Source organism: Nonomuraea sp. B208, assembly GCF_057536035.1.
In genome coordinates this window covers 116,087-130,226 of record NZ_BAAJOU010000002.1, presented here as the reverse complement: position 1 = coordinate 130,226, position 14,140 = coordinate 116,087, and the positions used below count along the sequence as shown (strand labels likewise).

The 14,140-nt window shown below is 71.1% G+C and carries 14 protein-coding genes; 3 read left to right on the top strand and 11 right to left on the bottom strand.

Annotated features, from left to right (window positions below):
• Positions 1-129 precede the first annotated feature (129 nt).
• The 5 genes from AC27IY_RS01050 to AC27IY_RS01030 form a co-directional block, all read right to left on the bottom strand.
• Positions 130-333 (bottom strand): hypothetical protein, encoded by a 204-nt coding sequence (locus AC27IY_RS01050; RefSeq protein WP_487176795.1) that lies wholly within the window; start codon positions 331-333, stop codon positions 130-132.
• 167 nt (positions 334-500) lie between these two features.
• On the bottom strand, positions 501-2,552 hold the full coding sequence (locus AC27IY_RS01045) for a hypothetical protein (protein WP_487176794.1): 2,052 nt from the start codon (positions 2,550-2,552) through the stop codon (positions 501-503).
• Positions 2,549-3,604 carry a hypothetical protein gene (locus AC27IY_RS01040; RefSeq protein ID WP_487176793.1) on the bottom strand — a complete coding sequence of 352 codons (1,056 nt, stop codon included), beginning with the start codon at positions 3,602-3,604 and terminating at the stop codon, positions 2,549-2,551. The genes AC27IY_RS01045 and AC27IY_RS01040 overlap by 4 nt, the downstream gene beginning before the upstream one ends.
• Before the next feature lie 288 nt (positions 3,605-3,892).
• Positions 3,893-4,183 carry a hypothetical protein gene (locus tag AC27IY_RS01035; RefSeq protein ID WP_487176792.1) on the bottom strand — a complete coding sequence of 97 codons (291 nt, stop codon included), beginning with the start codon at positions 4,181-4,183 and terminating at the stop codon, positions 3,893-3,895.
• On the bottom strand, positions 4,180-4,548 hold the full coding sequence (locus AC27IY_RS01030) for a hypothetical protein (RefSeq protein WP_487176791.1): 369 nt from the start codon (positions 4,546-4,548) through the stop codon (positions 4,180-4,182). Before AC27IY_RS01030 ends, AC27IY_RS01035 begins: the two co-directional genes overlap by 4 nt.
• A gap of 96 nt (positions 4,549-4,644) precedes the next feature.
• Between AC27IY_RS01030 and AC27IY_RS01025 the strand changes: the two genes are divergently transcribed.
• Both AC27IY_RS01025 and AC27IY_RS01020 read left to right on the top strand, forming a co-directional pair.
• Positions 4,645-5,412, top strand: coding sequence for a GntR family transcriptional regulator (locus AC27IY_RS01025; RefSeq protein WP_487176789.1), 768 nt, complete (start codon positions 4,645-4,647; stop codon positions 5,410-5,412).
• 133 nt (positions 5,413-5,545) lie between these two features.
• Positions 5,546-5,791 carry a GntR family transcriptional regulator gene (locus AC27IY_RS01020; RefSeq protein WP_487176788.1) on the top strand — a complete coding sequence of 82 codons (246 nt, stop codon included), beginning with the start codon at positions 5,546-5,548 and terminating at the stop codon, positions 5,789-5,791.
• 144 nt (positions 5,792-5,935) lie between these two features.
• Here the strand turns inward: AC27IY_RS01020 and AC27IY_RS01015 are convergent, their stop codons facing one another.
• The 5 genes from AC27IY_RS01015 to AC27IY_RS00995 all read right to left on the bottom strand — a co-directional run bounded on the left by AC27IY_RS01015 (position 5,936) and on the right by AC27IY_RS00995 (position 10,301).
• Positions 5,936-6,160, bottom strand: a complete 225-nt coding sequence (locus AC27IY_RS01015; RefSeq protein WP_487176787.1) for a hypothetical protein — start codon at positions 6,158-6,160, stop codon at positions 5,936-5,938.
• A gap of 54 nt (positions 6,161-6,214) precedes the next feature.
• Positions 6,215-7,750, bottom strand: a complete 1,536-nt coding sequence (locus AC27IY_RS01010; protein ID WP_487176786.1) for an acyl-CoA synthetase — start codon at positions 7,748-7,750, stop codon at positions 6,215-6,217.
• A gap of 88 nt (positions 7,751-7,838) precedes the next feature.
• On the bottom strand, positions 7,839-8,684 hold the full coding sequence (locus AC27IY_RS01005; RefSeq protein ID WP_487176785.1) for a MetQ/NlpA family ABC transporter substrate-binding protein: 846 nt from the start codon (positions 8,682-8,684) through the stop codon (positions 7,839-7,841).
• A gap of 10 nt (positions 8,685-8,694) precedes the next feature.
• Positions 8,695-9,351, bottom strand: coding sequence for a methionine ABC transporter permease (locus AC27IY_RS01000; RefSeq protein WP_177240815.1), 657 nt, complete (start codon positions 9,349-9,351; stop codon positions 8,695-8,697).
• Positions 9,348-10,301, bottom strand: coding sequence for a methionine ABC transporter ATP-binding protein (locus tag AC27IY_RS00995; RefSeq protein ID WP_344205833.1), 954 nt, complete (start codon positions 10,299-10,301; stop codon positions 9,348-9,350). Before AC27IY_RS00995 ends, AC27IY_RS01000 begins: the two co-directional genes overlap by 4 nt.
• 380 nt (positions 10,302-10,681) lie before the next feature.
• Between AC27IY_RS00995 and AC27IY_RS00990 the strand changes: the two genes are divergently transcribed.
• Positions 10,682-11,116: a MarR family transcriptional regulator gene (locus AC27IY_RS00990; RefSeq protein ID WP_364456556.1), complete on the top strand. Its 435-nt coding sequence runs from the start codon at positions 10,682-10,684 to the stop codon at positions 11,114-11,116.
• Between the two features lie 118 nt (positions 11,117-11,234).
• Here the strand turns inward: AC27IY_RS00990 and lon are convergent, their stop codons facing one another.
• A complete protein-coding gene (gene lon / locus AC27IY_RS00985) occupies positions 11,235-13,592 on the bottom strand; it encodes an endopeptidase La (protein ID WP_423471921.1) in 2,358 nt (785 codons plus the stop codon).
• Positions 13,593-14,140 lie beyond the last annotated feature (548 nt).

The window sequence follows — 14,140 nt, the reverse complement described above, 5'->3', positions numbered from 1 at the left end:
CTGCCCTGGGGAACATAAGACGGCCCCCGTCCTCCTTCGGGAGGGCGGGGGCCGTTCTTCGTCGTGCCCGGGGGTAGCGTGAGGAGTGCGGCGCCCGGTCGTGGGGAAGCGACCCGGGCGCCGCCGCCCTCACTCCCGCCCGCCGAACCGGCCGCGCACCTCGCCCCTGCGCCCGCAGTTCGTGCACGGCCTGTAGCGCCAGGGCAGCAGCCACGAGCGCAGCACGCCCTTCCCGCCGCAACGCCAGCACTTCGTCAGCGGGTTGCGAACACCGGCCAGGTAGATCGCGACGACGACTAGAACGGCGAACAGCAGAGCGATTCCTGGTTCCATCGGAGACTCCTTGGAGGGGTAGCGGTAGCGAAGCAGGTAGCGGCTCCGCTACCTGCCCTCGCTACCTGACTGACGTGCATAAACAGCCAGAGGTAGCGGGGTAGCGCGCCCCTTCAACGCCACCCGAGAACGGCCGGCACGGAGGGGTTGAGGGTGGGCGGTGGCCGCTACCCGGCGACGAGCTCGCGCTGGAAGAGCACCGCTTCGACGGCCTCCCGGCGGCAGCCCTTCAGCACCTGGCCGTCGGTCTTGACGTTCTCGCTCGGCACGCCCAGGCCGCGCAGCAGCGCGCTGACGGACTCGGGGGTGATGCCTTCGTACGCTTCCGGCCGCTGCTCGGCGAGCAACTGCGCCAGGCGCTGCCAGGACACGCCGGACCGTCCGACCGGCCACACCCTCACGACGTCCACGATCACGTCTAGGCGTGGCGCTTCTGCGCCGTCGGAGCCGATGATCTGGCCGCCGCGCAACTGGCTCGCGCGGGCAAGGATCTTCGCGGCGTGCTCCGGCGTCGGGAACTGCGACCGGACCGCGATGGGCCGTTCGAGGCCTGTCACCATCGCCCACCCGGCGTCCAGGCCCGGCCGGTAGCCGGTCGCGGTGATCCCGGACCGGTATGCGCCGGTGCCGAGGATCATGTCGTTGGCGATGTGGTCCTGCACGGCGAGGCAGGCGCGCATGGTGACGCAGCGGGTGATGTTCGGCGGCACGCTCTTCTTGTCGGGGATCTGCGTGGCCAGGATCACGATCAGGCCGAGGGCCCGGCCGCGCTTGATGAGCCGCTCCGCCGCCGCGGCGACCTCCTTGTCGATGAGCAGCTCGTGCGCCTCGTCGATGAGGATGACGACCGGGTGCAGGCCGACGCCGGCCGCCGCGAGCTCCGGAGTGACCTTGCCCTCGGGGGCGCGGCCCTCGGCCCGGAACTTCTTGATCCGCTTGCCGCGCCGTTCCGCCTCGGCGAGCCCCCACGCGATGATGCGGGCGCCGCCCTCGAATGCTTCGTCGTCGACCCCGCAGTAGTAGTCGGAGCACAGCCCGGCCTCGTCGAAGTCGGTGAAATCGCCGGTCCCCTTGAACTCGGCGATCTTGAACTCGACTGTCGGGTCGAGCGCGGCCATGAGCGCGAGCGCCCGCGCGAAGTACGACTTGCCGCTGCCGGGGACGCCGCCGATCAGCCAGTTCCGGGCGATCAGCTCGGTCGCGATCGGCCGCTGCCGCTGGTCCGCGCCGAAGTCCGCGGGCTCGAACACGGACGTGCGCGCGCCGTCGGCCAGCAGGCTCCACTTCGGCTGCCGCATCTTCGAGGCGGGCAGGTAGCCGACCCACAGGTCGAGCTGGCCTTCGTGGTCCGGGCCAACGGACGGCCACACCTGGTCCTGGGGCAGCCGCAGGGCGGAGGACAGGGCGCGGCGGGCCTCGCACACCTTCACCGCTTCCACCCCCCGGGGGAGGTTGATCCGGGCCAGCATGCCGGGCCCATCCCGGTGAATCTCCACCGGGAACTGAATCTGTGCCGGATCCTTGATGCCGGCGATGCCGATCGAGCACAGCGCCTCGCGCACCATCTCCGCCGTCAGCTTCCGGAACCGGGTGGTGACCACGGCCGGGGAGACGATCGGCCGGTCCGCGGGTCGCCCGAGGAAGCCGAGGGCGAGCGTGAGCCCGCTCCCGGCGAGCTGCAGCCACGGCGACGGCATGGTGAGGGCGGCGGTCACGGCGGCGCCGAGCGCTCCGGTGGCGCCGCCGGCGACGATGGGCAGCCGGGCGCGCAGGTGCTCGGCGCGTACGCGCTCCAGAGCGAGGTAGGCGTTGACGTCGCCCTTGGCTGCCACCTCGTGGCGTAGCTGCTTCTGCTCGGCATCGGTCGCCCACCGCCATGCTCCACGGAGGGTGACGCCGAAGCCACGCGGCGCCCACCACACCGTCTTGGCCGCATAGTGCGGGACGCGGACGGCGTGGTAGGCGGCGGTGTAGCTGAGGTGACCGGCCCACCAGCGGGCGGCGGCCTCGAAGTCGCGCCGGTTCCGGGCCCAGGCGGGGAGAATCGGCCGCCGCTCGTCGTCGGCGCGGCCGGTGACGGTCGCGTAGACGGTGGCCGGGCTGTCGTCATCTCCGTCGTCGGGAAGGTCCACAGGCCGCTCGGTGACGACCTCGGTTGGTTCATCGAGAACCTCGGCGTCATCCTCGACGACGCCGAGATCTTCGTCGTGCTGGATCACGCTCCGGCCGCCGATCCGTTCACCGCAGGCACCCGCGCCGGCGGCACCGGGCCGGAGGTGCGCGCGGTCTCCTGCTCGAACTGCCGCTCGGCCGCTTCCTCGCGGTCGGCGACCACGTCGGAGATCACGTAGCCTGCCTGCCGGTCGGCGATCCCGAACGATCGGGCGATGCCCGCGCGGGTCGGCTTTCCGCCGGCGTCGAGGATGAGGTGGACGGCGCAGGCGGCGAACCACTTGCGTACCTCCCGCTCGGTCTCCGCGTCGAGCACGACCTCCTCGGGCCGGTCGTTATCGTCCGGCCCGTCCCCGCTGTCCGAATCCGTCGAGCGCGGTTCGGTGAGCTTCGGGCGCTCCTGTTCGCGGTCGTCGGCGGCGTGTTTGGGCTGGTCACCCATAGCAGCCGGGAACAGATGGCGGAGCGCATACACGAACAGGTGCGTCCCACAGAAGATCGTCCCGATCACCAGGACCGCGATCACCGCGACCACCTGCCACGGCAGCGACCCCGGCTCCCCGGACCGGCCCGTCTGGGCGGTCCAACCGAGCCCATGCAGGAACTGCAGCAGACCGCTGGCGGCAGTGAAGAGGGCGACGATGCCGAGCGCGTACCGTCGGGCGACCGGATCGTGGCGCAGGATCATGGCGGCGACGATGGCCACCACGATCAGCCCATCGATCCCGATCCACCACAGGCGGGCAGCACTCGGTTCGATGTGCGCGGCGAGCGCGGTGTCGCGCAGCGCGCCGAGCCCGGTGTAGAGGCCGACGCCGACGATGGCGAGCACGAGCGCGGCGAGGGCGACGACGCCAAGGACCGCCCACCGGGACCGGTCCGCGCCGCGCGGCCGGGCCGAACGGACCGCGGCACGCTCGGCGCGCTTGGCGCGGCGGCGCTCCCGCCACGCGTTGACGCGCCGCTCCTTCGGGGCCTCTTCCGTCGTCTCGGGGGTGGCTCGCGGATCGGGCCCGGCCGGCTGGTCCGGCGCGGCGGGGGCGAGCTGGTTGTCGGAAGGTGCTGGCGCGGCCGGGGCCGCGATCGTACTGTCGTGCATGGTTCAGGACTCCAAAGAGCGTTGGTGTCGTGGACTGAAGACCCCGGCCGGCGCGCCAACGCCGGTCGGGCCTTCTTCGTTTCAGGGGAGATTGGGAGGCCGTCCCCGGGCGCTTCGCAGCGGCGCCAGTGGACGGGTCTGGCGGCGCGAAGCATGCCCGGGGACGGCCGTTGGATGGTGGCCCCGCACCATGGGGAAGCCCCGTGACGGGAGCCGGGCGCGGGGCCACCGCCCCGGCCCGCCGGCCCTGGGGAAAGGTGGGTGTGGGCGGCGGCGGGCCGGGGCTGCTTACGGGCGGTCGGGCCGCCTGGCGTCGAGGATCAGCAGCGACTGCTTGAGCAGCATGCGCGACAGCTCGTCGGGGCCGTCAGCGCGGAACGTCCCCAGGACGCCGAATGCCTTCCGCCGCTCGGTGAGCTGCAGTTTGAGGACGGCCACCCAGGCGCCGTCGCTGTCGCGGTCGACGTGCCAGGACGGGTAGAGGAGGCGGATGTAGCGCAGCCGCGTCTCCTCGGGCGTCTCCTTCGGCGGCGTGGGGGCGGGCGGCAAGGGGCGGCGATGGCGGAACCAGGCGGTCATGCGTGCTCCCACAGCTCGGCGTAGATCATGCGGTCGCGCCGCCGGCGGGTCCACGTCTCCCCGTACGAGTCGGCGAGCGCGGACACGATCTGGTGGGCGAACGGGGCGTCGACGCGCTCGATGTCGTTGGGGAAGACCAGCTCGAAGCGCAGGAAGCGGCGCGGCGAGTCATCGAAGATCGTGGTCAGGTTCAGGCGGCTGAGCGGGCTCGACCTGGCCAGCGCGGCCACGAACAGCTCCCGCACGATCTTCCCGGCGTCACCACCACGTCCCGGCAGATGTTCACCGACGATCGCGTCCGCGTAGGCCGCCGCGGCGTCGGCCGACCCGGGGAGTGCGGGGTAGTCCTGGGTCCAGGTTGTCACGGTCACCACCAAATCCGGGTCACAGAGCCGTACGTACGGCTCGCGAGTCGTATGGTCAGCTTGCAGCCGTACGTACGGCACGTCAAGCTGTCTGCTGTGGATCAGCCGTCATACGCCCGGATCGCGACCGATCTGAGACGTCAAATCACCTCCGGCGAGCTCGCCCCAGGCGACCGCCTACCGGCGCGGCACCAGCTGGCGCGCGACTACGACGTGGCCGAGAGCGTCATCACTCAGGCCACCAGGACCCTCGCCACCGAGGGACTGCTGGTGTCCCGGCCGGGCGCGGGCATGTTCGTCCGCGCAACGCCCCGCCGGCGGCAGCTCGTCCGCTCGTGGTTCCGCGAACGCCAAGGCGGGTCGCCGTTCGCCACCCAGATGGAGGAGCAGGGCCGCCGCGGCGCATGGGAGTACGCCTCGGACACGCTGCAGGCGCCGCCGGAGGTGCGGGACCGGCTCGGCCTGGACGCGCCGGACGGCGACCGGCACGACGTGATGCGCACCGTCTACTCCTTCACCTCGTCCGACGACGAGGAGCCGTGGATGCTGTCCACGAGCTGGGAGCCGCTCAGCCTGACGAAGGGCACCGTGATCGCTTTCCCGGAGGCGGGCCCGCACGCTGGCCAGGGCGTCACCCACCGCATGGCAGCGATCGGCGTGCTGGTGGACGCTTGGAATGAAGAGGTCGGCGCCCGCGTGGCGACAGCCGACGAGGCGAAGCGGCTGAAGGTCGGGCAGGGGTCGATCGTGCTCACGGCGGCCCGCGCCTATCTGGCGGGTGAGCAGGTGGTGGAGATCGCCGACATCGTGGTGCCGGCCGACAGCACGACGCTGGTCTACAACGGGCCGGTCGACGACAGCTGAGGTCGGGACCGGGACGGGTGACGCCGCCCCGGGCCCGCCGTGTCGCCGGTATACCCCGGTCTATAGGTGCCTATGCGTGCGCGTGTGTGCTCGTACGTACAGGGGTGCTGATGTGAGCCCCTACGCTCCCTACATGATCATGTGGAGAGATGATCTGCCCAGGTGGGAGCAGGTTGTCCGAGTCATCCGCCAGCGTGTTGAGTCTGGCGAGTACGGGCCCGGCCGCAAGATCACGGAACAGTCGCTGATCGAGGAGTTCGAGATCGCGAAGATGACCGCGCGTAAGGCGATCAAGGGGATGCGGGACGCCGGCCTGGTCTACACGCGCCCCAACCTCGGCAGTTTCGTGGGCCCGGACCCCGACATCGAAGATCGCTGATAGGTCGTTTAACTGTCGCGCATGCGGATGACAACGCACCTGGCTACACTCAGGCTTGCATGCGGGTCGCCGCTAGGTAAGACCTGGTTAAGCCTCTGATCAGAACTCCATGAGAAGGCCGATGGAGCGAGGTGCGCGTGCGGGCTACGGCGTCAGCGGCGGCAGGACGCCGATCCCGCGCAGAACCCCCACCAGCAGGACGATGGTGAAGCCGGTGAAGATCACCCAGATCCGTACCTGCCGGTAGAGGCGGACCATCCGCCGCGCCTCACGCCATTCGCGATCGTTGGCGCGCTTGGCACGTAAGCGGGCGATGTGGGCGCGGCTCGTGACCTTCAGCCTGCTGCGGTCGATCTGCTGTACCGGCATGATCCCATCCTGACAGGACGGGGCGGCCGGGGAAACGGGCCGCCCCGCGCGGGTTCAGGAGCGGGCGGGCCAGTACTCGTCGCGCAGCAGGCGCTTGTAGAGCTTGCCCGTGGGGTGGCGGGGCAGCTCCTGGCGGAAGTCGATCGACTTCGGGCACTTGTAGTGGGCCAGGCGCTCGCGGCAGTACGCGATCAGCTCCGCCTCCAGCTCCGGCCCCGCCTCGTCCATGGAGACCGGCTCGACCACGGCCTTGACCTGCTCGCCCATCTCCTCGTCCGGCACGCCGAAGACGGCCACGTCGGCGACCTTGGGGTGCACCGACAGCACGTTCTCGGCCTCCTGCGGGTAGATGTTCACGCCACCGGAGATGATCATGTACGAGCGGCGGTCGGTGAGGTAGAGGAAGCCGTCCTCGTCGAGGTAGCCGATGTCGCCGAGCGTGGTCCAGCCGCGGCCCTTCGGGTCCTGCGCGGAGCGGGTCTTGTCCGGGTCGCCGTGATACTCGAAACGGCCGCCGTTCTCGAAGAAGATGGTGCCGTGCGTGCCCGCGGGCACGTCCTCGCCGTCCTCGTCGCAGATGTGCACGACGCCGAGCAGGGAGCGGCCGACGGTGCCCTTGTGCTTGAGCCAGTCCTCGGGGCCGACGTAGAGGAAGCCGTTGCCCTCGGTGCCCGCGTAGTACTCGTGGATGATCGGCCCCCACCAGTCCATCATCTGCTCCTTGACGGGCACGGGGCAGGGCGCGGCGGCGTGGATGGCGTACTTGAGCGAGGACAGGTCGTACCTGGCCCGGGTCTCCTCGGGCAGCTTCAGCATCTTGATGAACATGGTCGGCACGAGCTGCGAGTGCGTGACCTTGTGGCGCTCCACCAGCGCCAGGTACTGCTCGGGGTCGAAGCGTTCCATGACCACGACCGTCGCGCCGAGGCGCTGGAACGTCATGCAGTAGCGCAGCGGGGCGGCGTGGTAGAGGGGCGCGGGCGAGAGGTAGACGCTGTCGGTGGAGGGCGCGAACAGCGCCGAGATGAGCTGGAGCAGCATCCCGGGCTCCTCCAGGGGGCCGTGCGGCGCGGGCACCTTGACGCCCTTGGGCCGGCCGGTGGTGCCGGAGGAGTAGAGCATGTCGGCGCCGGTGCACTCGTCCTCGACCGGCGTCGCCGGCTGCCCGGCGACGGCCTCCTCGTACGACTCGAAGCCCTCGGCGACGCCGTCGATCATCAGGCGAAGCTCGACCTTGGGCGTGGCGTCGGCGATCGAGGCGGCCACGTCGGCCAGGTCCGCGCTGGAGATGAAGACCCGCGCGCCGCAGTTGTCCACGATGTACGCCAGCTCGTCGGTCTGCAGCCGGGAGCTGATGGGCGTGTAGTACAGACCCGACCGGTGCGCCGCCCAGGCGACGGACAGGAAGAGCGGGTGGTTGGTGAGCATGAACGCGATGTGGTCGCCCGGCCGTAGCCCGGCGGCACGGAACAGGTGCGCCAGCCGGTTCGACTCCTCGTCCAGCTCGCGGTAGGTGACGATCCGCCCGGAGCCCGCCATGACCACAGCGGGCTTGTCGGGGGTGACTGCTGCGATGGCTCCCGGATGCATGACTAGAACAGTATTCGGTAGGCGGGCGGGCGCGCCAGCACGCGGCCGCCGCCCGCCCGTCATCCTTCCCGGTCAAGCCGGGGGGGACCTACTCGGCCGGGATGACCGAACCCTCGTACTTCTGCTGGATGAACTCCTTGGTCTTCGGGTCCTGCAGCAGCTTGCCGAGGGTGACGATGCCGGCGTCCTTCTCGTGGCCGGCCTGCACGACGAGGCCGTTGACGTACGGGTTGCCCTCGGTCTTCTCCAGCGCGAGCGCCTGCGAGGCGGGCTTGAGCCCGGCCTCAAGGGCGTAGTTGCCGTTGATCACGGCGGCGTCCACGTCGTCCAGCGAACGCGGGAGCTGCGCCGCCTCCAGCGCCTTGAACGTCAGGTTCTTCGGGTTGGCGGCGACGTCGCGCTCGGTGGCCGCGGTGCCGACGCCCTCCTTCAGGGTGACCACGCCGTTGTCGGCGAGCAGCTTGAGCGCGCGGCCGAGGTTGGTGGCGTCGTTGGGCAGGGCCACGGTGGCGCCGCTCGGCAGCGCGGACAGCTCGGTGACCTTCTTGGAGTAGAGGCCCAGCGGCTCCAGGTGCACGGGAGTGGCGAAGGCCAGCTTGGTGCCCTTGGAGGCGTTGAAGTCGTCCAGGTACGGCTTGTGCTGGAAGAAGTTGGCGGTCAGCTGCCCCTCGTCGAGCTGCACGTTCGGCTGCACGTAGTCCGTGAACTCCACGATCTCCAGCTTGAGCCCGGCGGCGGGGGCCAGGTTCTCCTTGACGAAGTTCAGGATCTCCGCGTGCGGCACGGGGCTCGCGCCCACCTTGATCACGGTGTCGGCGGACTCGGCGGTCTTGCCGCCGGCCTCCGACGTGGTGTCCGTCGCGGACTGCGACGTACCGCATGCGGCGAGCGACAACGACAGGGCGACGACACCCAGGACACGACGGATGTTCATGATTTCTTCCTTACTTGTGCGATAGACGCCGGGCGACCCAGTCGCCCAGGCTCTGCAGGAGTTGCACGATGACGATGAGCAGCACGACGGTGACGATCATCAGCAGCGTCTCGAAGCGCTGGTAGCCGTAGCGGACGGCGAGGTCGCCGAGCCCGCCGCCGCCGAGCGTGCCGGCCATGGCGGAGTAGCCGATGAGCGCCACGACGGTCACCGTCAGCCCGGCGACCAGGCCGGGCAGGGCCTCGGGCAGCAGGACCTTGCGCACGACGGTGGCCCGGCTCGCGCCCATGGCCTGGGCGGCCTGGACGACGTCCGTACCGACCTCGCGCAGCGCGGTCTCCACCAGCCGGGCGAAGAACGGCACCGCCCCGACGGTGAGCGGCACGACGAACGCGGCGGTCCCGATGGTGGTGCCGACGACCAGCCGGGTGAACGGGATGATCGCGATCATCAGCACGATGAACGGCAGCGACCGCCCGATGTTGACCACGAACCCGAGCACCGCCCGCAGCGCGGGCGCCGGCCGCAGCCCGCCCCGGTCGAGCACGACGAGCGCCACGCCGATCGGCAGCCCGAACAGCACGGTGAACAGCGTGGACCAGCCCACCATCTGGGCCGTCTCCACCGTCGCCGGCCACAGCAGCGGCAGCATCTCTTCCCAGGTCACGCGGCCTCCTCCACGATCAGTCCGGACTCACGCAGGTAGGCGAGCGCGGCCCCGGCCTCCGGGCCGTCCAGCGCGACGCGCAGCCGCCCGACCGAGTCGCCTGCCAGCTCCTCGATCGAGCCGCCCAGGATGTTGAGGTCCACGTCGAACTTGCGCACGACCTCCGACACCACCGGCCGGCCCGCCTGCCCGGCGAACGTCAGCGTCACGGAACCGGCGGGCGCCGGCTCGGGCAGCGGGAAGATCTCCCTGGTCAGGCGGGATCCGGGGGTGCGGACGAGGTCGGCGATGGTCCCCGACTCCTCGACGCGCCCGCCGGACATGATGGCGACGGAGTCGCAGACGCTCTTGACCACGTTCATCTCGTGGGTGATGAGCAGGATCGTCAGGCCCAGCTCGGCGTTGAGCCGCTTGAGCAGGGCCAGGATCTGCTGCGTGGTGGCCGGGTCGAGCGCGGAGGTGGCCTCGTCCGACAGCAGCACCGACGGGTTGCCGGCGAGCGCGCGGGCGATGCCGACGCGCTGCTTCTGCCCGCCGGAGAGCTGGTGCGGGCGGTGCCCGCCGCGGCCCTCCAGCCCGACCAGCTCCAGCAGCTCGCCGACGCGGCGCTCGCGCTCGGCCCTGGACACGCCCATGATCTCCAGCGGGAACGCCACGTTGCCGGCGACCGTACGCGAGGACAGCAGCGCGAAGTGCTGGTGGATCATGCCGATGCGGCGGCGGGCCCGGTTGAGCTCGGCCTCGCGCAGCGCGGTCAGGTCCTGACCGGCGACGGTGACGGTGCCCGCGTCGGGGCGTTCGAGCAGGTTGACGCAGCGCAGCAGCGTGCTCTTGCCCGCGCCGCTCTGGCCGAGCACGCCGAAGATCTCGCCTTCGCGCACGGTGAGGTCGACGCCGTCGAGCGCGACGACGTCGCCGTACTGCTTGCGCAGGCCGGAAGCCTGGATCACGGAAGAACTACCCCACGACTGAGGGCGGCCGGGGCCGCGGAGATGGACGACGACGGGCGGAGGAACCGGCCGGCGTCAGCGGGTGCCCGGAGGGAACGGCAGGTGGCTCAGCCTGCGCAGCACGAACACGGGGGCGATCATCAGGACCTTCGGGAGGAGAACGGGCGGGCGGGGGCGGTCGGGGTCAGCGGGCCGGCATTCGTCTCATGCGCATGCGACAACACAGGGCCGCCCCGGGGGCGCCTTGGTGGTTCGCGTATGCCTCGTTCACGCCCGTGCAAACGGCCGGTGAGAAGCGCATATTCCAGACCAGCCGCGTGATTCATGTCACGTCGGTCATATCGCTAGAGATGCATCGGTAGCGATGTAACATGCGGGCCATGAACATCGCGAGGATGCGCAGACTCGGACGGCGGCTGGTGGAGCTCGCCAAGGCCACGGAGAGCGAGGCGGGCGAGCCGGTGCTCACCCCCGGCGAGGAGGCCGTCTTCGTGGACGTGCTCCGCCATCCGGACAGCGCGGTGCGCGAGATCCAGGCCCGCACCGGCTTCGCGCAGAGCCACGTGTCGGCGTCCGTGGCGCGCATGCGCGAGCGCGGCGTCCTGGAGACCAGGCCGGACCCGGGGGACGGCCGGCGTACGCAGGTGCGGGTGGCCGACCGGACCGTGCACGCGCTGTTCCGGCGGGCGACCAGCCCGGTGGACGAGGTGGTCGGGGCCGCCCTGCGCGACCCCGCCGACACCGCGCGGGTGGTCGCGCTGCTGTCCGAGCTGGAGTCGTTGCTGATCACCGACGAGTCGCACGGCGCGGGCTGAAACAGGAACGCCCGCCGTCCCTCGGCGAGGGACGGCGGGCGTGGTCCCGCAATGCATGGTCCTGCAAGGCGTGGCCCTGCAAGACGTGGTCCTGCAAGACGTGGCCCCGCAGGGCCGGTCAGGCCGCGACGGTGGTCCCGACCTGGGCCGGCGTCAGCGCGAGGTCCAGCACCTCGCGCACGTCGCTGACCGGGTGAATGGTCAGCTCGCTCCGGACCTCCTCGGGCACGTCGTCCAGGTCCGGCTCGTTGCGGGCCGGGATCAGGACGGTGGTGATGCCCGCCCGGTGCGCGGCCAGCAGCTTCTGCTTGACGCCGCCGATCGGCAGGACCCGCCCGGTCAGCGAGATCTCACCGGTCATGGCCACGTCGCTGCGGACCAGCCGGCCGGACAGGAGCGAGGCCAGCGCGGTCGTCAGCGTCACGCCCGCCGAGGGACCGTCCTTCGGGACGGCGCCCGCGGGGAAGTGCACGTGCACCGACCGGTCCTTCAGCGCGGTGACCGGCAGCTCCAGCTCCGCGCCGTGCGAGCGCAGGTAGGACAGCGCGATCCTGGCCGACTCCTTCATCACGTCACCGAGCTGGCCGGTGAGCGTGAGCCCGGTCTCGCCGGTCTCCGGGTCGGCCAGCGACGCCTCCACGTAGAGGACGTCTCCCCCGGCCCCGGTGACGGCCAGGCCGGTGGCGACGCCCGGCACCGAGGTGCGCTGGGCGGTCTCCGGCAGCGAGGACTCCGGCACGAACCGCGGCCGGCCGAGGTATTCGACCAGGTCGGACTCGCCGACGGTGACCGGCAGCTCGTCCTTGGCGGCCACCTTGCGCAGCACCCGGCCGACCGCCCGCTCCAGCGAGCGCACGCCCGCCTCGCGGGTGTACTCGGCGGCCAGCCTGCGCAGCGCGGCCTCCTCGACGACGACCTCCTCGGCGCTCAGCCCGGCCAGCTCCCGCTGCCTGGGCAGCAGGTGGTCGCGGGCGATGGCGACCTTCTCGTCCTCGGTGTAGCCGTCGAGCGTGACGACCTCCATGCGGTCGAGCAGCGGGCCCGGGATGGCCTCCAGGACGTTCGCCGTCGCCAGGAAGAGCACGTCCGACAGGTCGAGCTCGACCTCGAGGTAGTGGTCGCGGAAGGTGTGGTTCTGCGCCGGGTCGAGCACCTCCAGCAGCGCGGCCGTCGGGTCGCCGCGGTAGTCGGCGCCGACCTTGTCGACCTCGTCGAGCAGGACGACCGGGTTCATCGAGCCGGCCTCGCGGATGGCACGGACCACGCGGCCGGGCAGCGCGCCGACGTACGTGCGGCGGTGGCCGCGGATCTCGGCCTCGTCGCGGACGCCGCCGAGCGCCACCCGGACGAACTTGCGGCCCATCGCGCGGGCCACGGACTCGCCCAGCGAGGTCTTGCCGACCCCGGGAGGGCCCGCGAGCGCGAGCACCGCGCCGCTGCGGCGGCCGCCGACGACGCCGAGGCCGCGCTCCTGACGGCGCTTGCGCACGGCCAGGTGCTCGATGATGCGGTCCTTGACCTCCTTCAGCCCCGTGTGGTCGGCGTCGAGCACGGCCCGCGCGCCGGTGATGTCGTAGTTGTCCTCGGTACGGACGTTCCACGGCATGTCGAGGACGGTGTCGAGCCAGGTGCGGATCCAGCCGGTCTCGGGCGACTGGTCGGGCGTGCGCTCAAGCTTGTCGACCTCCTTGAGCGCGGCCTCACGTACCTTGTCGGGCAGGTCGGCGGCCTCGACGCGGGAGCGGTAGTCCTCTTCCTCGGTCTCGGCGTCGCCGTTGAGCTCCTTGAGCTCCTTGCGTACGGCGGCGAGCTGCTGGCGCAGCAGGAACTCCCGCTGCTGCTTCTCCATGCCCTCCTGGACGTCCTTGCGGATCGTCTCGGCGACGTCCAGCTCGGCGAGGTGGTCGCGGGACCACTCGATCAGCCGGGCCAGCCGGTCGGCGGGGTCGGCCGCCTCCAGCAGCTCGACCTTCTGCGCCGTGGACAGCCAAGGGGTGTAGCCGGAGCTGTCGGCGAGCACCGACGGGTCGTCGATCTGGTTGACCTGGTCGACCACCTGCCAGGCGCCGCGCTTCTGCAAGATCGTGGTGGCCAGGGCCTTGTACTCCTTGGCCAGCTCGTGCGCGCGCTCGCTCGCCGGGACGGCGTCGATCGTGTGCGCCTCCACCCACAGTGCGGCGCCGGGGCCGGTCGTGCCGGTGCCCACGCGGACGCGGTCCACGCCGCGGACGACCGCCGCGGGCTCGCCTCCGGGAAGCCGCCCGACCTGCTCCACCACGGCGCGGACACCGGTGGCGCCGTAGCGGCCGTCGATGCGGGGAACGAGGAGCACCCGCGGCTTGTTGCCACCGGATGCACGGGCCGCGTCGATCGCCGCGCGCACCTCGGAGTCGGACAGGTCCAGCGGGACCACCATGCCCGGCAGGACCACCTCGTCGTCCAGCGGCAGGACCGGGAGGGTCAAGCTCTCACTCATGTGAACTCCAAAGGGTTGAGTTATACCGACTCAATCCATTGGAGCCGCCTAATGTTCCCTTTCTTGGTGATGTTCGCTCAGGGCGATCGTAATCATGTAAGCGGTACCTGGGGTTGAGGCAGGATCAGACCTCGGGGGGACGCGGGGCGGGCGGCGGTGTCCGTAGCCTTGACCACGTGATCCACCGCCGGCGCGACCCCCGCACCTCCTCCCCACCGCCGCCGCCACGCGCCTCTGAGACTCATGACGGTGATCGTGGGGCGGCGGACGCGTACGGAGCGGACGACGCCGGTGGCCACAGGCGCCCGGCCGGGGCACCTGATCACCACGCGCTCACAGCTGGGGAGCCTGGCGGCCACGAGCCCGCGCCCGGGAAACCTGAGGATCAAACGCCGGCAACCGGGGAGTCTGGCGACCGCACGCCGACGCCCCGGAAGCCTGGCTCCCGCGCGCCCGCACCCGGAAAACCGGACGACCACCCACCAGCACCCGAAAGATCTAGCAACCTCACACCAGCACCCGGGGAACCTGGCAGCCACGAGCCCACA

Bases quoted from the DNA above. Each gene is read 5' to 3' on its own strand.
- AC27IY_RS01050 (WP_487176795.1), bottom strand. From the start codon at position 333: ATGGAACCAGGAATCGCTCTGCTGTTCGCCGTTCTAGTCGTCGTCGCG.
- AC27IY_RS01040 (WP_487176793.1), bottom strand. From the start codon at position 3,604: ATGCACGACAGTACGATCGCGGCCCCGGCCGCGCCAGCACCTTCCGAC.
- AC27IY_RS01035 (WP_487176792.1), bottom strand. From the start codon at position 4,183: ATGACCGCCTGGTTCCGCCATCGCCGCCCCTTGCCGCCCGCCCCCACG.
- AC27IY_RS01020 (WP_487176788.1), top strand. From the start codon at position 5,546: ATGATCATGTGGAGAGATGATCTGCCCAGGTGGGAGCAGGTTGTCCGA.
- AC27IY_RS01015 (WP_487176787.1), bottom strand. From the start codon at position 6,160: ATGCCGGTACAGCAGATCGACCGCAGCAGGCTGAAGGTCACGAGCCGC.
- AC27IY_RS01010 (WP_487176786.1), bottom strand. From the start codon at position 7,750: ATGCATCCGGGAGCCATCGCAGCAGTCACCCCCGACAAGCCCGCTGTG.
- AC27IY_RS01005 (WP_487176785.1), bottom strand. From the start codon at position 8,684: ATGAACATCCGTCGTGTCCTGGGTGTCGTCGCCCTGTCGTTGTCGCTC.
- AC27IY_RS00990 (WP_364456556.1), top strand. From the start codon at position 10,682: ATGAACATCGCGAGGATGCGCAGACTCGGACGGCGGCTGGTGGAGCTC.
- lon (WP_423471921.1), bottom strand. From the start codon at position 13,592: ATGAGTGAGAGCTTGACCCTCCCGGTCCTGCCGCTGGACGACGAGGTG.